We start from the raw sequence: 19,667 nt of genomic DNA, 5'->3' as shown, positions 1-19,667 counted from the left end.
TATAATATTAGACGAAATTTGTTACAAAAATGTTTCAATTATTTTGGAGGAAAAATGAAAATAAAAGAAATTATTGTAGTCGAAGGAAGAGATGATACAACAGCTATTAAAAGAGCTGTTGATGCAGATACAATCGAAACGAACGGTTCGGCAGTTTCGAAAATGACAATTGAAAAGGTCAAACTGGCACAAGAAAAAAGGGGGGTAATCATTTTTACGGACCCAGACTATCCCGGAGAACGAATACGGAGAATTGTGTCAGAACAAGTTCCCGGCTGTAAGCACGCCTTTATTAAAAAGAAGGATGCAAAACCAACTTCCGGAAAGGGGATCGGGGTGGAGCATGCAAGCCCCGAGGTTATACGGGAAGCTTTAAAAGAGGCACATACAATGGAAGAGGAAATTATCGAAGTAATCACCCAGGAAGACTTAATTCTTGCGGGATTAATTGGTGGGAGTAAAGCGAAACACAGAAGAGAAAGACTGGGTGAATTATTAAAAATAGGATATACAAACGGAAAACAGCTACATAAACGACTAATGATGTTTCAAATTAGTAAGGAAGCGTTTATTAAGGCTTTTGAAAAGGTTTTACAGGAGGAAGAAAATGCATAAAGACATCGCTACACCAGTACGAACGAAAGAAATTTTACAGAAGTACGGATTTGCCTTTAAGAAAAGCCTAGGTCAAAATTTTTTAATTGATCCCAATATATTAAAAAATATTACAGAGCATGCAGGATTATCAAAGGATTCTGGTGCAATTGAAATCGGGCCTGGGATAGGAGCATTAACTGAGCATCTTGCAAGGACAAGTAAAAAAGTAGTGGCGTTTGAAATAGATCAGCGGTTACTTCCAATTTTAGAAGATACTTTATCACCTTATAATAATGTTAAAATCATTCATCAGGATGTTTTAAAAGCGGACATTCATCAAATTGTTGAAGAAGAATTTAAAGACGTTAATGATTTAATGGTAGTAGCCAATTTACCATATTATGTGACAACGCCAATTATTATTAGACTGTTATCTGAGCATTTGCCGCTAAGGGGAATAGTTGTTATGCTCCAAAAGGAGGTAGCCGATCGTATAAGTGCCAAGCCAGGTACGAAAGAATACGGTTCTTTATCAATTGCGATTCAGTACTACACAAAAGCGGAGACCGTCATGGTCGTTCCGAAAACCGTGTTTATGCCACAGCCTAATGTGGATTCAGCGGTGATCCGATTGACATTGCACGATAAACCAATTGTCGAGGTAGATAATGAGGAATTCTTTTTTCAAGTCACACGTGCATCTTTTGCACAAAGACGAAAAACAATCTTAAACAATCTTACAAGTCAACTTCCGAATGGGAAAGAGCTGAAAATGGAGATTTTAAAGGCATTAGACATAGCGAATATTGATCCAACAAGAAGGGGAGAAACGCTTTCCATTGAGGAATTTGCTCTTCTCTCTAATCAACTTTTTTCTATCTACAAATAATTCATTTATTAAAAGGGCTACCATATAGATTTGGTTTGCCCTTTTTTGCACAACTTCCTTTTTTTCGCATAGCCTAGTGTTAGAAGTTAAGATTATTTGCTTTTCAATGGAGTTGACACCTCATGGGCGTGGCTATTAATTCAATTGTGGGACGGAAATCATATCACTGTGACCTCTTATTTAGAGTCATTGATATAAAAGAAAATAACGGTGTAAAGACGGCAATTCTTTATGGAGAGGATTATCGGTTAATTGCGGATGCGCCATTTGCGGATCTTGTCACGGTAGATTCGGAGGAACGTTCAAAAATCTCAAGGGAATTTCAATCGTTAGAAGCACAATCACTTGAATTATTCCAACAAGATATTGATCTATTGCGGCAAAAGCGTGAATATGAAGCAACAAATGGCTACAGTCAGGACTTTAATTATTTCCATATTCCTGGTCGTGTTCTTCATCTTGATGGGGATCCTTCCTATTTAAAAAAGTGTATCGATTTATATGAAAAGATCGGGGTAAAAGTATACGGTGTACACTGCTATGAGAAAGATATGCCTCAGCAGATCGGTCCGTTAATTGATAAATTCCGGCCGGACATATTAGTCATTACCGGTCATGATTCATATTCTAAGTCAAAAGGTAAAAAGACAGATATTAATGCATATAGACATTCGAAGTATTTTGTAAGAACCGTAATTGAGGCAAGAAAAAAGGTTCCACATTTAGATCAATTAATTATCTTCGCAGGAGCTTGTCAATCACATTTTGAATCTCTAATTCATGCAGGAGCGAATTTTGCTAGTTCCCCATTAAGGGTTAATATTCACGCGCTTGATCCAGTCTATATTGTTGCCAAAATTAGCTTCACATCTTTTATGGACCAAGTTAATGTATGGGATGTATTACGTAATACATTAACTGGTGAAAAGGGTTTAGGAGGAATTGAAACAAAGGGCGTACTTCGAACAGGTGCACCTTATAAACCAATAGTTGAGGACTAAATGAAAAGATCTCTATTATGTTTTTCATTAGAGATCTTTTCTATTACTCCTTTAAAACGGTATATATTAATTTCTTACATATAATTTATTTTATTGGGAAAAGTAATTTGTGAAAAGATCGTTGTAAAAAAAACTGTTATTTTGATGAATGAAAAGTGTTGACAGTACAATCGTTTCATTGATAAAATATTTATTTTATATTTGACCTTTTTCAAATAAAGTGTTATACTATTACATAGTGAGGTGGAGCGAAATGCCAAAAACATTAACTGACATTAAAAGATCGCTTGATTCCAATTTAGGAAAACGATTAATGTTAAAAGCTAATGGTGGACGAAGAAAAACGATTGAACGTTCGGGTGTTTTGGCAGAAACTTATCCATCAGTTTTTGTCATCGAATTAGATCAAGAGGAAAACTCGTTTGAACGTGTTTCCTACAGCTATGCAGATGTGCTTACTGAAACGGTCCAACTAACCTTCTATGATGAAGCAACAGGAAATATAGCATTAGGGCAGCAGTAAACATTATGTTTACTGCTTTTTGTTTTGCGCTTTAATATTTTAGTTACTTATAAATACAATAGGTACGAACATACTATATATGCGGCGTGTTAAAGGAGGATATTCACTATGGGCAGAACAAGAGGAATAATGTCTGATCGGTTCAAAGAAGAACTAGCAAAAGATTTAGGTTTCTATGATGTCGTTAAACAAGAAGGCTGGGGCGGCATAAAGGCCAGAGATGCAGGAAACATGGTTAAACGTGCCGTTGAAATCGCTCAACAACAACTTGCTAACAAGAAGAATTCCTAAAAAGGCTACTCGAGCTCGAGGAGAATAATAACTTACATGCCGTAAGACCGAGTGAATTCCTCGGTCTTTTTTTCTATATTATATATGCAAATAATAAGTACTTCCAAAGAATGCTTGAAAATGGTAAAATACAATACTTGTGAAGAGGTTATATGGCAATTATTGTTTGTGGTAAAATAGTACAAACTTATAAATACATAAATGAAAATTAATGTTGAATTAGAGTGGGTGGGTATATTGACAATTTTTATAAAAGCACCGGCTAAAATAAATTTAACTTTGGATGTTCTAAACAAACGGAATGATGGCTATCATGAGGTTGAAATGATTATGACTACGATTGATCTATCGGACCGAATCGGATTATCCGAAATTAATGAAAATGAAATTCGGATTATTTCGCAGAATCGATTTGTTCCCGATGATCAACGTAATTTAGCCTATCAAGCAGCAAGAGTCCTAAAGGAAAAGTTTAATGTTAAACAAGGTGTGAGTATTACCATTGATAAAGCAATTCCTGTAGCTGCAGGATTAGCGGGTGGCAGTAGTGATGCAGCTGCAACCTTAAGAGGTTTAAACAAACTATGGAATTTAGGTCTTTCTTTAGACCAACTTGCTGAAATTGGAGCAGAAATTGGTTCAGATGTTTCCTTTTGTGTATATGGTGGAACAGCAATGGCGAAAGGGCGAGGGGAGAAAATCACTTATTTGCCAGCTCCGCCTAATTGTTGGGTGATATTGGCGAAGCCTTCAATTGGTGTTTCGACCGCTGATGTCTATCGTAATTTAGATCTATCTAAAGTCAATCACCCCGATTCCAATGCGATGATTGCAGCACTTCAAAACGGAAGTTATTCATCGGTCTGTAGCTGTATTGGCAATGTGTTAGAAAGTGTAACTTTATCAATGCATCCAGAAGTTCAACACATTAAAGAGCAAATGGAACGATTTGGTGCGGATGCCGTATTAATGAGTGGAAGTGGACCAACCGTATTCGGACTTGTCCAATACGACTCTAGATTGCAAAGAATTTATAATGGACTAAGGGGATTTTGTGACCAAGTGTATGCAGTCCGGATGCTTGGAGAGAGAGTTTCAGACTAATAAAGATAAATGGTAACTGTTCCATAGACAAAAGCCGTACATTAATGTAATATTATTTTTAAATATTCGGGTTTTAGGAGGTGTGACATTGAAGTTTCGTCGTAGTGAACGGTTAATAGATATGACGCATTATTTACTTGAACGCCCAAAAGAGTTAGTGTCATTAACCTTCTTTTCAGAAAAGTATGAATCAGCTAAGTCCTCAATTAGTGAAGATTTGGCAATTATTAAAGATACCTTTGAAAAGCAAGGTATAGGATCGCTTCAAACAATTCCCGGAGCTTCCGGGGGAGTAAAATATATACCACGTACGAATAAAGAGGATGCTAAAAAGTTCATTAATGAATTATGTCGGTTAATTGCAGATTCCGATCGATTGTTACCCGGTGGGTATTTATATTTAACGGATCTTCTTGGAAATCCACAAATAGTAAGTAAAGTGGGCAAATTGCTTGCATCATCATTTGCGGATACTGATATTGATGTCATAATGACAGTTGCTACTAAAGGGATTTCTATTGCACATGCAACAGCCGCCTATTTGAATGTACCGGTTGTCATTGTTCGAAGAGACAGTAAAGTAACTGAGGGATCGACTGTTAGTATTAATTATGTTTCAGGTTCATCAAAAAGAATTCAAACAATGGTGCTTTCAAAACGAAGCTTAAATGAAGGTGCAAAAGTCCTTATCGTCGATGACTTTATGAAAGCAGGCGGAACGGTAAAGGGAATGGTTAATCTTTTAGATGAATTCAATGCATCACTAGCAGGAATCGCGGTATTATTGGAGTCTGAAGAGGCAGAAGAAAGATTAGTGGATGACTATGTTTCATTGGTGAAATTAATGGATGTCAATGTAAAAGAAAAGAAGATTAAAGTAATTGAAGGTAATTATTTTACGAACAAATAAGGGGGATTTTTTTATGAAAAAAGTATCAACAGTTGATGCGCCGGCAGCTATCGGTCCATATTCACAAGGAATGATCGTGAATAATATTTTTTATAGTTCCGGGCAAATTCCACTTACACCAGACGGATCTCTTGTAACAGGAGATATTAGGGAGCAGACACATCAAGTATTTAAAAATTTAGATGCCGTTTTAAAAGCAGCGGGTGCTTCATTTGATACAGTGGTTAAAGCAACGGTATTTATAAAAAATATGGATGAATTTGCAATAATTAATGAAATTTATGGAGAATATTTTTCTACACATAAGCCTGCGAGATCTTGTGTAGAAGTTTCAAGACTTCCAAAAGATGTATCGATAGAAATAGAGGTCATTGCTTTAATTAAATAGAATTTCTAATCGGCTTTTTAGAAAATAGCCGATTTTTTTATGCCGGAATTGTTTAATATAGGAATATTTGGTCAACAATTAGTTAATATGCAGTAAATTAAATATAAAATATAAGAGTCCTATAAATTTTTTAAAAAATTTTACAATTTAAGAAGGAATATATCAAAATCTGTTGAATACTTTAACTAGATTCAATCTATGTGAAAAGGTGGTGAGCAGGATGGAAGTGACAGATGTAAGATTACGCCGTGTTAATACAGAAGGGCGAATGCGTGCGATTGCTTCTATTACACTAGATAATGAATTTGTTGTCCATGATATACGTGTAATTGACGGGAATAATGGATTATTTGTAGCAATGCCGAGTAAACGTACTCCGGATGGAGAGTTTAGGGATATCGCTCATCCAATCAATTCTAATACTAGAAGCAAGATTCAAGAGTCAGTATTAGCGGAGTATCATCGTTTGGGAGAGTTAGAAGAAGTTGAGTTTGAAGAAGCTGGCGCTTCCTAACAGATAAAGCACCAAGAGCCTACTCCAAAAAGTAAGGCTCTTTTTTTATGCTGATCTGGGAAAGATAAAACCGTAATGTTCAGTTTTCCATCATACATAGAAATCCTCTGTCCTCCATTTTTGAATTCTAATCCATATATTTCTTAAAATAAGGTTTTTACAATTGACAATTCTTTGTATATCTCGATGTTGTCTTGAAATTAAGTTTGAATTGCGATATATTTTTTTATGGATAAAAAGGTTTATTGGGGGACCAAATATGACAAATCGATTTGCTGTTATTTTAGCAGCTGGCCAAGGAACACGGATGAAATCGAAACTTTATAAAGTATTGCATCCTGTTTGTGGAAAGCCCATGGTAGAACATGTTGTTGATCAAATCGGTAAATTGGAAATCAATAAAATGGTAACGATCGTTGGCCATGGTGCAGAATTGGTGAAGGAAAAACTAGAAGGAAAAACAGCTTTTGCGCTTCAAGAAAAACAATTGGGAACTGCCCATGCTGTTATGCAAGCGGATGAAATTTTAGCTGATAAAGATGGAATTACTTTAGTAGTTTGTGGTGATACCCCTCTCATACAAGCAGAGACAATGGAAGCATTGATGAGGCATCATGAGGAACAAAAGGCTAAAGCGACTATATTAACAGCATATACAGAAAAACCCGAAGGCTATGGAAGAATTATTCGAAATGAACAAGGCTTCGTAGAAAGAATTGTTGAGCATAAAGATGCAACGGAAGATGAACGTAAAGTAAGAGAAATCAATACCGGTGTTTTTTGCTTTGATAACAAAGCTTTATTTCAAGCACTTAGCAAAGTTTCTAACGATAATGTACAAGGTGAATACTACTTGCCTGATGTAATCGAAATTTTGAAAAACGAAGGTGAAGTTGTTTCAGCTTATCAAACAGAAAATATGGACGAAACATTAGGTGTCAATGATCGAATCGCTCTTTCAAATGCGGAAAGGATTATGAAAAAGCGGATTAATGAGTATCATATGAGAAATGGTGTGTCGATTATAGATCCGGAGCAAACGTATATTGGAGTAGATATTATCATTGGATCAGATACAGTTATCTATCCGGGTGTACAATTATCAGGACAAACGATCATTGGTGAAGATTGTATTATTGGTCCAAATTCCGAAATTAAAGATTGTACAATCAATAACGGGACTGTTATTCAGCAATCAGTAGCTCATAATAGTGCGATTGGTGCAAATGTAAAGATTGGTCCATTTGCTCATATCCGTCCAGACTCTAATATATCCGACGACGTTAAAATAGGAAATTTTGTTGAAATTAAAAAAGCGAAGTTTGGAAAAGGAAGTAAAGCATCGCATTTAAGTTATATAGGGGATGCAGAAGTTGGGTCTGATGTAAATATTGGCTGTGGCTCAATTACTGTAAACTACGATGGAAAAAATAAATATTTAACAAAAATTGAAGATGGTGTGTTTGTTGGTTGCAATTCCAACTTAGTTGCCCCTGTTACGGTTGGAAAAAATGCTTATATTGCAGCGGGATCAACTATTACAAAAGATGTACCTGGCGACGCATTATCCATTGCACGTGCAAGACAAGTGAATAAAGAGAATTATGTAAATAAATTAAAACACAATCAATAATTGGAGGTCCATCATGTCTAACCAGTATCTTGATCCTAACTTGAAAATCTTTAGTTTAAATTCAAATCATAAATTAGCAGAAGAGATTGCAAAAGTAGTTGGAGTAGAACTTGGTAAATGCTCTGTCACTCGATTTAGTGATGGAGAAATACAAATTAATATTGAAGAAAGTATTCGTGGGTGCGATGTATATGTTGTGCAACCAACTAGTGCCCCAGTGAATGAAAGCTTGATGGAACTTCTAATCATGATTGATGCGCTTAAACGTGCATCAGCGAAAACAATTAATATCGTTATGCCTTATTATGGATATGCTCGCCAAGACCGTAAAGCAAGAGCTAGGGAACCGATTACGGCTAAACTCGTAGCAAATCTTATTGAAACTGCAGGGGCAACAAGAGTGATCGCATTAGATTTACATGCTCCGCAAATTCAAGGATTTTTTGACATTCCAAATGATCACTTAATGGGTGTACCTATCTTAGCTGATTACTTTAAAAAGAAAAAGTTCACCGATGATATTGTCATTGTTTCTCCGGATCATGGCGGAGTTACTCGTGCCCGTAAAATGGCCGATCGTCTAAAGGCACCAATTGCAATTATTGATAAACGTCGACCAAGACCAAATGTTGCCGAAGTAATGAATATCGTCGGTAATATTGAAGGGAAAATTGCCATTTTAATTGATGATATTATTGATACAGCGGGTACGATCACATTAGCTGCTAATGCATTAGTAGAAAATGGTGCGAAAGAAGTGTATGCATGCTGTACTCACCCTGTTCTATCAGGACCAGCTATTGAACGTATAAATAATTCAAAAATTAAAGAATTAGTCGTAACTAATTCAATTGCATTATCAGAAGAAAAGAAATCAGATAAAATTGTTGAACTATCAATCGCTGCATTATTAGGAGAAGCAATTATTCGTGTACATGAAGAATTATCTGTAAGTACATTATTTGATTAATAGTTAAAGAATTGCGAGACTGGCATTTTGCTGGTCTTTTTTTGTTTTATGAGCAAAGGCTTATCGTCTAATTCCCTAATTTATGTTTAGACCCTTCTTTATTTGGGAAAAGATATGTAAGAGGGTTACATATTCAAGGAGGTTGTTAATAATGGCGGCAGTACTTGACGCAATTAAACGTAATAAAAAACAAAGATCTGAATTAAAAAACCTACGAGATATGGGAAATATCCCAGCAGTTATTTATGGGTATAATGTCGAAAATACACCGATTTATGTAAGCGGAGCAGATTTTATAAAAGTCATTCGTGATGCGGGAAGAAATGGAGTTATTTCTCTTAATATTAACGGGAATAAAAGAAACGTTATTTTAAACGATTATCAAGAGGATTGTATTAAAAAGGATATTATTCATATAGACTTTTTAGCAGTAGATATGAAGGCTGAAATTGAAGCAAACGTTAGGGTGGAATTAGTTGGAGATAGCGCTGGGGTAAGGGATGGAGGAGTCCTGCAGCAATCAGTTCATGAGTTGACTGTAATTGCTAAACCAGATGAATTGCCTGATGCAATTCAAGTAGATGTTACGAATCTTCAAGTTGGAGAAACAATAACGGTTTCGGATATTAAAGGTAATTACCCATACCAAATTACACAAGAAGATGAATTAACGATTGCTTCAGTTTTGGCTCCTCGTCAAGAAGAGGAGATTAGTACTGGAGAAGAACAAGAACCAGGAACTCCTGACAACTTAGAAGGCAGAGAAACAACAGAGTAACCTAATGAGTAAACATTTTTATCCTTAATGAAAAATAATAGCGGGCGTAACCGGGCGGGGTTACGCCTTTTTAAATATTTTACTTTTATCTTCTTCATATACATAATAAAAGGATAAGGATTAATAAGTAACATTGATAATATGTATATATGATATAGTAAAATAGAGGTGTGATGAATGAAATTAATTGTTGGTTTAGGAAACCCCGGTCCTCAGTATGACCGAACAAGGCATAATATTGGTTTTGAAGTAATTGATGAATTGGCGAAACGTTTCCATACCCCATTAAATCAGACAAAGTTTAAAGGTTTATATGCGTTGGTAAATAATTATGGGGAAAAATTCATTTTATTAAAGCCACTTACATATATGAATTTATCCGGTGAAAGCATACGTCCGCTTATGGACTATTATAATATTTCTATAGAAGATCTTGTCGTCATTTTTGATGACATGGATTTACCGGTAGGTAAAATACGCTTACGTCAAAAAGGAAGTGCGGGTGGACATAATGGAATTAAATCCACGATTGCCCATTTAGGAACACAGAATTTTAATCGAATTCGAATTGGAATCAATCGTCCCGAAAATGGAATGTCCGTCCCTGATTATGTGTTAGGGAAGTTTAGGAAGGATGAATGGGAGGTAGTACAAACTACCATCCAAAAAAGTGCGGATGCATGTGAAGAATGGCTAAAGAAACCTTTTCTTGAGGTAATGAATAATTATAATTAAGCTTGGCGTGAATAACTCCCTAATAACAGGTTAATACTAAATAAAAAGTACTGTTGATAGGGGGCCTCAATATGGCGATTCATTATTTTTGCCGTCATTGTGGTACAAATATAGGAAGTATTGACCATCAATCACTTCATTCAAAACACATTGGAATTGATATGTTAACAAATGAAGAGAGACAGGAAATGGTTTCATATGAATCAGATGGGAATATTCATATCCATTCCATATGTGAGGACTGCCAAGAGGCATTTGAAAGAAGTCCAAACTTACATGAATATGATTATTTGATTCATTAACCGCTTTGGGGAAAAGCTCCAAAGCATTTTTCTGTTTGGATTATTAAAGATAAAATAAATTCTATTTTGGAGGGAGGGGCTATTAGTTTGAAAGATTTACAAAAGATTATTTTACAGCAAGATGAAATGGACTCAGTAATCTCAGGTATTGAGGCAGGTTTGAAGGAACAACTTATTGCCGGTCTATCAGGCTCATCAAGGGCATTGTTTATTGCGTCTATTTATCAAAAAGTAGATCAGCAATTAATCATTGTTACTCATAATTTACTTCAAGCTCAAAAATTATATGAAGATTTGCAAAGCTTTATTGATGAAAATATGCTTTATTTATATCCTGCAAATGAATTGATTGCAGCTGAAATTGGAATTGCCAGTCCAGAGTTAAAAGGACAAAGGATTGAAGCCCTAAACTTTATGACTTCTAAGGCAAAAGGGATTGTCATTGTTCCTATGGCAGGATTGCGGAGGATTCTCCCATCCCCAACAATTTGGAAAAAATATCAACTGTCATTCAAAATTGGGCAGGATATTGATTTAGAAAATATATTAAACAATTTAATTATTATGGGTTATCAAAGAAATGAGATGGTGAGCGCTCCGGGAGAATTCAGTCTTCGGGGAGGAATACTTGATCTTTACCCATTAACAGAAGCAAACCCAGTTCGTATAGAACTTTTTGATACTGAAATTGATTCTATTCGTTTATTTTCACTTGAAAATCAAAAATCCCTTACAAAAGTAGAGGAGATTATTATTGGGCCTGCTACGGAATCGCCAATCGATCCTGAAAAGTTACTAGTAGTGGCAGATAAGTTAGAAAAGAATTTAGCGAATACTTTAAAAAAGGTTAAAAAGGATTCAGCAAAAGAACTGTTAGTTCAAAATATTGGCTATGATATCGAAATGCTTCGCAATAAACAAAAACCGGAACAATTTTTTAAATATACATCATTAGCCTATGAAACTCCTACTAGTTTACTAGATTATGCTTCCGGTGATGGTATATTAGTTTTTGATGAATATAGTCGGATCCAAGAAATAAATGATCGGTTATTGAATGAAGAAGCAGAGTGGTTTACTTCAATGCTGGAAGATGGGCAAATTGTGCATGATATTGAGGTGTCACATAGTTTATCAAAACTATTAGTTCAAACCACTCTTTCTCGTATTTACTTGTCATTATTTTTACGCCATATTCCTAACACGAGCCCACAAAATATTCTTAATATTACTTGTAGACCTATGCAAAATTTCCACGGACAAATGCACGTATTAAAGTCTGAAATTGACCGTTGGAAAAAAGGCCATTACACAGTTATTTTTCTTGGAAGTGATAAAAACCGTGTAAATAAGTTACATAGTGTCTTAGAGGATTATGAAATCGAAGCTGCAGTTATCGAAGATAGAGGTAAGGTTTTGCAAAATCATATACAAGTGATTGAAGGAACTTTAAATACTGGTTTTGAACTATCCATGATGAAATTGGCAGTCATTACAGAAGAAGAACTTTTTAACAAAAGTAAGAAAAAGACAAAAAACAGACAAAGATTGACTAACGCGGAAAAAATTAAAAGCTATTCAGAGCTCAAAGTAGGCGACTATGTTGTTCATGTGAATCATGGGATAGGAAAATATTTAGGAATAGAAACGTTAGTCATTAACGGTATTCATAAAGATTATCTACATTTAAGATATCAAGGGAATGATAAACTCTATGTACCTGTTGAACAAATAGAATTGGTTCAAAAATATGTAGGTTCTGAAGGAAAAGAACCAAAGATTTATAAATTAGGTGGTAGTGACTGGAAGCGTGTGAAGAAAAAAGTTCAATCATCTGTACAGGATATCGCGGATGATTTAATTAAGCTCTACGCAGAAAGGGAAGCCGCAAAAGGGTACGCTTTTTCACCTGATGGGGATTTACAAAGAGAATTTGAAACATCTTTCCCATATCAACCGACAGAGGACCAACTTCGTTCTGTGCAAGAAATTAAGCATGACATGGAGAGGGAACGGCCAATGGATCGTTTATTATGCGGTGATGTTGGTTATGGAAAAACGGAAGTAGCAATTCGCGCCGCATTTAAAGCGATTATGGATGGTAAGCAAGTAGCTTTTTTAGTGCCAACTACAATATTAGCACAGCAACATTTTGAAACAATTAAAGAGCGTTTTCAAGACTATCCAATTAACATTGGCCTATTGAGTCGCTTTCGAACGAAAAAACAGCAGACAGAAACATTAAAAGGGTTAAAAAATGGTACGGTAGATATTGTTGTCGGGACACATCGACTTCTTTCAAAGGATGTTCAGTACCATGATTTAGGTTTATTAATTATTGACGAAGAACAACGTTTTGGCGTGACACATAAGGAAAAAATCAAGCAATTGAAAACAAATGTTGATGTATTAACATTAACAGCAACACCAATACCAAGAACGCTTCATATGTCTATGCTGGGGGTTCGGGATTTATCTGTGATTGAAACACCACCGGAAAACCGTTTTCCGGTTCAAACATATGTGATGGAGTATAATGGTCACTTCGTTCGCGAAGCTATCGAACGTGAATTATCCAGAAACGGACAAGTATATTTTCTATATAATAGAGTAGAAGATATTGCAAGAAAAGTGGAAGAAATATCGGCATTAGTCCCCGATGCACGGGTAACGTTTGCTCATGGTCAAATGACAGAAGGAGAATTGGAGTCAGTTATATTAAGCTTCTTAGAGGGCGAATACGATGTATTAGTAACGACAACAATTATTGAAACAGGTGTGGATATCCCTAATGTAAACACGTTAATTGTGTATGATGCGGATCGGATGGGCTTATCCCAATTGTATCAATTACGTGGCCGTGTTGGTCGTTCAAATCGGGTTGCATATGCTTATTTTACGTATCGAAAAGATAAAGTTCTAACCGAAGTATCTGAGAAGAGATTGCAAGCGATTAAAGAATTTACTGAACTAGGTTCCGGTTTTAAAATTGCCATGCGAGATTTATCGATACGTGGTGCCGGAAATATTCTTGGTGCCCAGCAACATGGATTTATTGATTCCGTAGGATTTGATCTTTATTCTCAAATGTTAAAAGAGGCAATTGAGGAACGGAAAGGGCAAGGACAAACGACCAAACCTTCATTTGAAGTGGAATTAGAAATAGATGCCTATATACCGGATACGTATATTGCCGATGGTCATCAAAAAATTGAGATGTATAAAAGGTTTAGAGGAATCACTACTCTAGAAGAAGTTGAAGAGTTAAAGGAAGAGATGATTGATAGATTTGGTGATTATCCATTACAGGTTGCACTTTTGTTTATGGTAGCTGAAATAAAGGTTTATGGATCAAGTGCAATGCTGGAGTCAATCAAACAAGTGAAACAACAAATCACCATTCTTATGTCAGAACAGGGAACAAAAAATGTGGATGGTCCGAAACTAGTTGAGGCTTTAAATAAATATGGACGATCTGTAGGTTTTGGAATGGATGGTAATAAACTAAAAATAACTTTAGCCATAAAGGGTCAAGAGCAAGAGAAATGGGTTTCTCTCGCATACCAAATTATAAAAGAGATAAAAGATGCAGTAAAAGAAGAGGAGCATGTCAGCTAATGATATGCTCTTTTTCATATTAATGTTTTTTATCTAAAAAATAGGGAAAAGAAGATTAAGGATTTATTTTTTTCAAAAAGAAGCAGAAAATATAAGTCATATGTATAGAACTTTTTAGATGTAAGATACTAATGTCAACAAAGGGAAAAGATTCAATTAAATCCATAGTAATAAAATAATGTAAAAAATCATCTGATGAAAGTGAGGCAACATAAGGTGAAAGCAACTGGTATTGTTCGTCGAATTGATGATTTAGGAAGAGTGGTTATTCCAAAGGAAATCCGTAGAACTCTCCGAATTCGTGAAGGAGATCCATTAGAAATTTTTGTGGATCGCGATGGAGAAGTGATTCTTAAAAAGTATTCACCAATTAGTGAATTAAGTGATTTTGCGAAAGAATATGCAGAGGCCTTATATGACAGTTTATCCTGCCAGGTGTTAATCTGTGATCGGGATGCGGTTATCTCTGTTGCAGGTGGATCCAAAAAGGATTATTTGAATAAAAACATCGGTGAAAAAGTGGAAAAAGTAATGGATGATCGAAATCCACTCCTAGTAACGCAAAAGGGACAAGCGGCCCTTGTGGAAGGAGTAGAAGAGGAGTTGGCCTCTTATACTGTTTCACCAATTATTGCAAATGGGGATCCGATTGGAGCAGTTATCCTATTCTCTAAAGACCGAACTCTAGGTGAAGTGGAACAAAAGGCAGCAGAAACTGCTTCTGGGTTTTTAGCTAGACAAATGGAACATTAAAAAACGAACGTTACATACAAAAGGTATGTACTACGATCCCGATCCTTTTTTAAAGAAGCAGTCATTCCTGCTTCTTTTTTTTCTGTTATGCTATAATACATAGGATTTGAATAAATGAGGTAGGTTGAAAAAATTGCCTTTTGATAACTCAAGATTATTACTTAAGGGAGCATTTATTTTAACAATTGCGGCAACTATTACAAAAATATTAAGTGCCGTTTATCGTGTTCCCTTTCAAAATATAGTTGGTGATATTGGATTTTATATTTATCAACAGGTGTATCCAATTTATGGTCTAGCGATTGCATTAACCACATATGGTTTTCCTGTTATCATATCAAAATTAGTTGCTGAAGCTGAAGCCACTAAGGAAATGGATAGTCGTCAGATCGTTTATATATCTTTCCTGCTAATTGGTATATTTGGACTTTTTACTTTTTTGTTCGTCTTCTTTGGCTCCGATTTTATAGCAGGTTGGATGGGAGATAAGCAATTAACATCATTGATAAAAATCGTATCCTTTTCATTTTTGCTTGTGCCATTTATCTCTACGATTCGCGGTTATTTCCAAGGGAAAGGGAACATGATGCCGACTGCAATTTCACAAGTGCAAGAGCAGTTCATTCGGGTAATCTTTATCCTTTTACTAGCGTCTATTTTAGTGAAGAATGGTTCTTCCCTTTATAAAGTTGGAAGCGGCACAGTATTAAGTTCTATTATTGGCAGTTCAGCAGCGTTGATAACGTTATTCATTTTTTACTTTCGACATAAAGGAAGTAATGTGCAGTTTCGTACAAGCGGATTTACATTCGTAGCCAAAAGGTTGTTGATACAAGGGCTGGCTATATGTATTAGTGGGGCACTTCTTATTTTGTTCCAGTTTGTTGATTCACTAAATATTTATTCTTTATTAGTTAAATCGGGTATGGAAATTGACCAAGCGAAGGGACTTAAGGGGATATATGACAGAGGGCAGCCGTTAATTCAATTAGGTACAGTCGTTGCGACATCTTTTTCCTTAACACTTGTACCAGCATTGACCTCAAGTAGATCATCAATGGGGGAAGCTGACTTTTTTGATAAAATTGGATTGGCTATAAAAATTAGTGTGATTGTCGGATTAGGAGCAACAGTAGGAATCATTTGTATCATGGAACCAACAAACATCATGTTGTTTTCTACTAACGATGGTACAAACGTTCTTCAAGTTTTTTCAATTTCAATCCTCTTCAGCTCAATGATTTTAACGATGTCCGGTATATTACAAGGAATAGGATTAATTAAAGATTCAGCGATATATGTGCTTATCGGAGTGGCTGTGAAGTATTTGGGAAACTATTTATTCATTCCTAAATATGGGACAATAGGGGCCAGTTTATCAACAGTTATTGCCTTAATAGTAATCTTAGTATTGTGTATATATAAGCTAAAAAAGATGGGTATACAATTATTAGCTTATTCTTTTTACGCAAAAGTTATTGTAAGTGCGTTATTTATGGCATTTATTTTGCGTTTTTGGACGGCCGTTTTTATCTATTTTAACCTGACTAGTAGATTATGGAGTACGATTAATGCTTTGGGCGGTGTGATGGTTGGAGGAATCGTTTATATATTCATGGTAAAGATTTTAAAACTATTAAATGAAAAAGAATTAGAGAGCATCCCATTTGGGAAACATTTTATACATACGAAGTAAAACGAAGATGGAGGATTAGAATGGTCAAACAGATCACAATTATAGGATTAGGTGCTGGAAACATGGAACAGCTCCCTCTTGGTGTGTACCGATTATTAAAGGGTGAAAATAAAATTTATCTACGAACAAAGGAACATCCCGTCATTCGCGAACTTGAAGGGGAAGGTTTGAATTATACAAGTTTTGATTATGTATATGAAAGACATGATCAATTTGAAGATGTGTATCAAGAAATAACTCAACTTCTTTTGGGTGCTGCAAAAAGTGAAAATATCATTTATGGTGTTCCGGGTCATCCGCTAGTTGCTGAAAAAACCGTTCAACTATTGATAGAAGAAGGACCAAAGCAAAATATTGAGATTACGATTGGTGGAGGGCAAAGCTTTATCGACGCGTTATTTTCCGCTGTTAAAGCCGATCCAATTGAAGGCTTTCAGCTTTTAGATGGAACAGATTTACATTTACACGATATTCGTACTACGCAACACCTTATCATTGGTCAAGTATATGATGCGTATGTTGCTTCAGATGTGAAACTTACTTTAATGGAAAAATATCCGGATGACTACGAGGTAATCATTGTAACAGCAGCCGGCAGTGATAAAGAATTAATACAAAAGGTGCCTCTTTTTGAATTAGATCGACAAATTTCCTTGAATAATTTAACAAGTCTTTACATCCCTCCGATGAAAGAAATATTGCTTAAGGAATTTACCGCGTTAAGAGAGATTATTTCTGAATTAAGAGGGCCAAATGGATGTCCTTGGGATAAAAAGCAGACCCATCAATCATTGAAAAAATATTTAATTGAAGAATCGTATGAATTACTTGAAGCGATTGATGAAGATGATATTGATCATATGATAGAAGAGCTTGGGGATGTTCTTCTACAGGTCATGCTCCATTCACAAATTGGTGAGGATGAAGGAATGTTTTCTATTGACGATGTAATTGAAAGTATTTCTGAAAAGATGATTCGAAGACATCCCCATGTGTTTGGTGATCGGAATGTTTCAAATGCTGAAGAGGTTGTGAAAAATTGGAATGAAATAAAGGCGGAGGAAAAAGGCAAAGGTGAGCGGGAGACGTCTATCGTCAATCAGGCGGGAAAAGGACTACCGGCAATTATGCGAGCGTTTAATTTACAAAAATATGCAACTAAATTAGGTTTTGATTGGGATCATGCAAAGGATGCATGGGAAAAAGTTCATGAGGAAATAAAGGAATTTGAAATAGAAATGACGAATGAACATAAAGAGAATCAGCTTGAGGAGTTGGGTGATCTTTTATTTGCAATCGTTAATGCGGCTCGTCTTTTATCTATTCATCCGGAAGAAGCACTTGAAATGGCTAATCAAAAGTTTATTAGACGGTTTTCCTATATTGAAAATTATGTAAAGAATAGCGGAAAACCTTTTCAAGCATTCACATTAGATGAATTAGACCGCATTTGGAACGAAGCGAAAGTCAAAGGATTATAAAAGAGCGACGTTAAGATTTTAAATGGGGTGATATACATGTCAACAATGCGTTTAGATAAGTTTTTAAAGGTATCGAGGTTAATTAAGAGAAGAACATTAGCAAAAGAGGTAGCAGATCAGGGGAGAATCACAATAAATGGTATAACTGCAAAGGCAAGTTCGAATGTAAAGGTGGGAGATGAATTACAGGTTCGTTTTGGGCAAAAGCTTGTTACGGTAAAAATTACAAATCTCCAGGAATCTACACGTAAAGAGGATGCGGCAAATATGTATTCTATCCTTAAGGAAGAACGAATAAATGTAGAACAATAGTAGGTTAACCAAAAAGTATTTTTATATGGTACTTTTTGGTTAACCTTTATTTTTTAGTATCCCCCTGTATAAGTTTTTAAAAAGAGGAAAGTTCTTTTTTTTAAAAGCTTGTCATACATATAATACAAAGCTTGTTCAATTAATTTAGAACTGCGTAATGAAAGTGGGGGAGTTTTTTGAATCAATATTATGATAGTTCACCAAATAGTAAATCGACAACAACCCAAGAACATGACGTGATGATGAGAGGGAGGAAACTCTTAGATATTACTGGCGTTAAACAAGTGGAAAGTTTTGATAATGAGGAATTTTTACTCGAAACAGTTATGGGCTTTTTATCGATTCGTGGTCAAAATCTGCAAATGAAAAACCTGGATGTTGATAAAGGGGTCGTATCCATTAAAGGAAAGGTTTTCGATTTAGTCTATTTAGATGATCATCATGGAGAGAAAGCTAAAGGATTCTTTAGCAAAATATTTCGATGAGCTTGGCTACTCAATTTTATACCATGCTTGCCATGATCTCCATGGGAAGCTTTTTTGGTGCCACCCTTGACACGTATAATCGATTTTTAAAGCGAAGTGTGAGGAAGCGTTGGATTGTTTTTATTCATGATGTCATGTTTTGGTTATTGCAAGGCTTACTGATATTTTATATTTTGTTTTTGGTGAACTTTGGGGAAATCCGTTTTTACATTTTTGTTGCACTAGTCTGTGGTTTTGCTGCTTATCAAGCGTTAATGAAAACAACCTATCTTAAGCTATTGGAAACAATTATTAATATTACAATAGCAATCGTTTCATTTCTTAAAGACTTATTTACAACCATAATATACAATCCCTTAAAATGGATGATTATTTTATTTATTACGATTTTAGTCGGAATAGGAAAAGGTTCATATTCCCTTGTACAATTTATTCTTAAGATGATATTATTAATGGTAAAGATTCTATTTAAACCAATTATTTGGATTTGCAAAACTTTTTGGCGAGTATTCCCGACATCTGTTAAAAAATATATCGAAAAATTTTATAAAGGAATTGAAGGAACTGCAAAAAAAGGAACGAATAAATTAGTAAATGGTTTTAAATTCATTTTTGGTGTTAACAGAAATAAATAAACTGGCTTATCTTTAATAAGTATGTGCTCATTACTAGAAAAGGAGGGGTAGA

Annotated in this window: 21 protein-coding genes; all 21 read left to right on the top strand. The window is 35.3% G+C overall.

Features of this window, described 5'->3' with window-relative positions:
* Window positions 1-54: 54 nt before the first annotated feature.
* The 21 genes from rnmV (at window position 55) to yabQ (ending at window position 19,615) form a co-directional block, all read left to right on the top strand.
* Window positions 55-615, top strand: a complete 561-nt coding sequence (gene rnmV / locus B5V89_RS06785) for a ribonuclease M5 (protein ID WP_108071122.1) — start codon at window positions 55-57, stop codon at window positions 613-615.
* Window positions 608-1,486 carry a 16S rRNA (adenine(1518)-N(6)/adenine(1519)-N(6))-dimethyltransferase RsmA gene (rsmA, locus tag B5V89_RS06780; RefSeq protein ID WP_107921323.1) on the top strand — a complete coding sequence of 293 codons (879 nt, stop codon included), beginning with the start codon at window positions 608-610 and terminating at the stop codon, window positions 1,484-1,486. The genes rnmV and rsmA overlap by 8 nt, the downstream gene beginning before the upstream one ends.
* 122 nt (window positions 1,487-1,608) lie before the next feature.
* On the top strand, window positions 1,609-2,487 hold the full coding sequence (yabG, locus tag B5V89_RS06775) for a sporulation peptidase YabG (RefSeq protein ID WP_108071121.1): 879 nt from the start codon (window positions 1,609-1,611) through the stop codon (window positions 2,485-2,487).
* A gap of 253 nt (window positions 2,488-2,740) precedes the next feature.
* Entirely contained in the window at window positions 2,741-3,010 is a 270-nt protein-coding gene (gene veg / locus B5V89_RS06770; RefSeq protein ID WP_066232951.1) for a biofilm formation stimulator Veg, read from the top strand.
* A gap of 108 nt (window positions 3,011-3,118) precedes the next feature.
* Complete coding sequence (locus B5V89_RS06765; protein ID WP_066232948.1) at window positions 3,119-3,301, top strand: small, acid-soluble spore protein, alpha/beta type; 183 nt, start codon at window positions 3,119-3,121, stop codon at window positions 3,299-3,301.
* 237 nt (window positions 3,302-3,538) lie between these two features.
* Window positions 3,539-4,405: a 4-(cytidine 5'-diphospho)-2-C-methyl-D-erythritol kinase gene (ispE, locus tag B5V89_RS06760; protein WP_107921383.1), complete on the top strand. Its 867-nt coding sequence runs from the start codon at window positions 3,539-3,541 to the stop codon at window positions 4,403-4,405.
* An 88-nt stretch (window positions 4,406-4,493) separates the two neighbouring features.
* Window positions 4,494-5,315, top strand: coding sequence for a pur operon repressor (purR, locus tag B5V89_RS06755; protein WP_108071119.1), 822 nt, complete (start codon window positions 4,494-4,496; stop codon window positions 5,313-5,315).
* Between the two features lie 13 nt (window positions 5,316-5,328).
* Window positions 5,329-5,703, top strand: a complete 375-nt coding sequence (locus B5V89_RS06750; RefSeq protein WP_066232941.1) for a RidA family protein — start codon at window positions 5,329-5,331, stop codon at window positions 5,701-5,703.
* 220 nt (window positions 5,704-5,923) lie between these two features.
* Window positions 5,924-6,217 carry a septation regulator SpoVG gene (spoVG, locus tag B5V89_RS06745; protein WP_058006092.1) on the top strand — a complete coding sequence of 98 codons (294 nt, stop codon included), beginning with the start codon at window positions 5,924-5,926 and terminating at the stop codon, window positions 6,215-6,217.
* A gap of 259 nt (window positions 6,218-6,476) precedes the next feature.
* On the top strand, window positions 6,477-7,850 hold the full coding sequence (gene glmU, locus B5V89_RS06740; protein ID WP_107920739.1) for a bifunctional UDP-N-acetylglucosamine diphosphorylase/glucosamine-1-phosphate N-acetyltransferase GlmU: 1,374 nt from the start codon (window positions 6,477-6,479) through the stop codon (window positions 7,848-7,850).
* A 13-nt stretch (window positions 7,851-7,863) separates the two neighbouring features.
* Window positions 7,864-8,820 carry a ribose-phosphate diphosphokinase gene (locus tag B5V89_RS06735; protein ID WP_107920740.1) on the top strand — a complete coding sequence of 319 codons (957 nt, stop codon included), beginning with the start codon at window positions 7,864-7,866 and terminating at the stop codon, window positions 8,818-8,820.
* A 151-nt stretch (window positions 8,821-8,971) separates the two neighbouring features.
* Window positions 8,972-9,598, top strand: a complete 627-nt coding sequence (locus tag B5V89_RS06730; RefSeq protein WP_107920741.1) for a 50S ribosomal protein L25/general stress protein Ctc — start codon at window positions 8,972-8,974, stop codon at window positions 9,596-9,598.
* Window positions 9,599-9,775: 177 nt separating this feature from the next.
* Complete coding sequence (gene pth, locus B5V89_RS06725) at window positions 9,776-10,333, top strand: aminoacyl-tRNA hydrolase (RefSeq protein WP_108071117.1); 558 nt, start codon at window positions 9,776-9,778, stop codon at window positions 10,331-10,333.
* A 71-nt stretch (window positions 10,334-10,404) separates the two neighbouring features.
* A complete protein-coding gene (fin, locus tag B5V89_RS06720) occupies window positions 10,405-10,635 on the top strand; it encodes an anti-sigma-F factor Fin (RefSeq protein WP_108071115.1) in 231 nt (76 codons plus the stop codon).
* 87 nt (window positions 10,636-10,722) lie between these two features.
* Window positions 10,723-14,253, top strand: coding sequence for a transcription-repair coupling factor (gene mfd / locus B5V89_RS06715; RefSeq protein WP_108071113.1), 3,531 nt, complete (start codon window positions 10,723-10,725; stop codon window positions 14,251-14,253).
* 216 nt (window positions 14,254-14,469) lie between these two features.
* Window positions 14,470-15,006: a stage V sporulation protein T gene (gene spoVT / locus B5V89_RS06710; RefSeq protein ID WP_066232923.1), complete on the top strand. Its 537-nt coding sequence runs from the start codon at window positions 14,470-14,472 to the stop codon at window positions 15,004-15,006.
* A gap of 133 nt (window positions 15,007-15,139) precedes the next feature.
* The gene (locus tag B5V89_RS06705; protein WP_108071135.1) at window positions 15,140-16,702 is read left to right on the top strand and encodes a putative polysaccharide biosynthesis protein; all 1,563 of its coding nucleotides are present in this window, start codon (window positions 15,140-15,142) and stop codon (window positions 16,700-16,702) included.
* Between the two features lie 20 nt (window positions 16,703-16,722).
* A complete protein-coding gene (gene yabN / locus B5V89_RS06700) occupies window positions 16,723-18,183 on the top strand; it encodes a bifunctional methyltransferase/pyrophosphohydrolase YabN (RefSeq protein WP_108071111.1) in 1,461 nt (486 codons plus the stop codon).
* A gap of 45 nt (window positions 18,184-18,228) precedes the next feature.
* Complete coding sequence (locus B5V89_RS06695; RefSeq protein ID WP_066233009.1) at window positions 18,229-18,495, top strand: RNA-binding S4 domain-containing protein; 267 nt, start codon at window positions 18,229-18,231, stop codon at window positions 18,493-18,495.
* A gap of 176 nt (window positions 18,496-18,671) precedes the next feature.
* On the top strand, window positions 18,672-18,980 hold the full coding sequence (yabP, locus tag B5V89_RS06690) for a sporulation protein YabP (protein ID WP_066232918.1): 309 nt from the start codon (window positions 18,672-18,674) through the stop codon (window positions 18,978-18,980).
* On the top strand, window positions 18,977-19,615 hold the full coding sequence (gene yabQ / locus B5V89_RS06685; protein ID WP_066232915.1) for a spore cortex biosynthesis protein YabQ: 639 nt from the start codon (window positions 18,977-18,979) through the stop codon (window positions 19,613-19,615). Before yabP ends, yabQ begins: the two co-directional genes overlap by 4 nt.
* Window positions 19,616-19,667 lie beyond the last annotated feature (52 nt).

It is taken from the genome of Heyndrickxia sporothermodurans, from assembly GCF_003055045.1.
Taxonomy (GTDB): domain Bacteria; phylum Bacillota; class Bacilli; order Bacillales; family Bacillaceae_C; genus Heyndrickxia; species Heyndrickxia sporothermodurans.
The sequence above is the reverse complement of the archived record's forward strand: the minus strand, read 5'-3'. Positions and strand labels throughout refer to the sequence as shown.

Bases quoted from the DNA above. Each gene is read 5' to 3' on its own strand.
- rnmV (WP_108071122.1), top strand. From the start codon at position 55: ATGAAAATAAAAGAAATTATTGTAGTCGAAGGAAGAGATGATACAACA.
- rsmA (WP_107921323.1), top strand. From the start codon at position 608: ATGCATAAAGACATCGCTACACCAGTACGAACGAAAGAAATTTTACAG.
- yabG (WP_108071121.1), top strand. From the start codon at position 1,609: ATGGGCGTGGCTATTAATTCAATTGTGGGACGGAAATCATATCACTGT.
- veg (WP_066232951.1), top strand. From the start codon at position 2,741: ATGCCAAAAACATTAACTGACATTAAAAGATCGCTTGATTCCAATTTA.
- B5V89_RS06765 (WP_066232948.1), top strand. From the start codon at position 3,119: ATGGGCAGAACAAGAGGAATAATGTCTGATCGGTTCAAAGAAGAACTA.
- B5V89_RS06750 (WP_066232941.1), top strand. From the start codon at position 5,329: ATGAAAAAAGTATCAACAGTTGATGCGCCGGCAGCTATCGGTCCATAT.
- spoVG (WP_058006092.1), top strand. From the start codon at position 5,924: ATGGAAGTGACAGATGTAAGATTACGCCGTGTTAATACAGAAGGGCGA.
- glmU (WP_107920739.1), top strand. From the start codon at position 6,477: ATGACAAATCGATTTGCTGTTATTTTAGCAGCTGGCCAAGGAACACGG.
- B5V89_RS06735 (WP_107920740.1), top strand. From the start codon at position 7,864: ATGTCTAACCAGTATCTTGATCCTAACTTGAAAATCTTTAGTTTAAAT.
- B5V89_RS06730 (WP_107920741.1), top strand. From the start codon at position 8,972: ATGGCGGCAGTACTTGACGCAATTAAACGTAATAAAAAACAAAGATCT.
- pth (WP_108071117.1), top strand. From the start codon at position 9,776: ATGAAATTAATTGTTGGTTTAGGAAACCCCGGTCCTCAGTATGACCGA.
- fin (WP_108071115.1), top strand. From the start codon at position 10,405: ATGGCGATTCATTATTTTTGCCGTCATTGTGGTACAAATATAGGAAGT.
- yabN (WP_108071111.1), top strand. From the start codon at position 16,723: ATGGTCAAACAGATCACAATTATAGGATTAGGTGCTGGAAACATGGAA.
- B5V89_RS06695 (WP_066233009.1), top strand. From the start codon at position 18,229: ATGCGTTTAGATAAGTTTTTAAAGGTATCGAGGTTAATTAAGAGAAGA.
- yabQ (WP_066232915.1), top strand. From the start codon at position 18,977: ATGAGCTTGGCTACTCAATTTTATACCATGCTTGCCATGATCTCCATG.